The organism is Staphylococcus sp. HMSC65H10 (assembly GCF_001839185.1).
GTDB lineage: Bacteria > Bacillota > Bacilli > Staphylococcales > Staphylococcaceae > Staphylococcus > Staphylococcus simulans.
In genome coordinates this window covers 13,339-13,629 of sequence record NZ_KV840375.1, presented here as the reverse complement: position 1 = coordinate 13,629, position 291 = coordinate 13,339, and the positions used below count along the sequence as shown (strand labels likewise).

Genomic DNA, 291 nt, shown 5'->3' with positions numbered 1-291 from the left:
TAGAATTGTGATCTTTTAGAATGAAGTAAAACACCAATCACAGATGAGACGGAATTATACAGGTTTTAGAATTGTAATCTTTTAGAATGAAGTAAAACTTGAAATATGCTTGTCCTTGCTTTAATGCGTTTTAGAATTGTGATCTTTTAGAATGAAGTAAAACCTCTCCACGCATTCGTTTATAAAATGAGCGTTTTAGAATTGTGATCTTTTAGAATGAAGTAAAACTAAACCCTAGAGGCTCTAAGGCTCAACACGGTTTTAGAATTGTGATCTTTTAGAATGAAGTAA

At 31.3% G+C, this 291-nt stretch carries 1 CRISPR repeat array.

Annotated features, from left to right (window positions below):
* Position 1: 1 nt before the first annotated feature.
* A CRISPR array of direct repeats spans positions 2-291; the repeat unit is 28 nt; unit sequence AGAATTGTGATCTTTTAGAATGAAGTAA.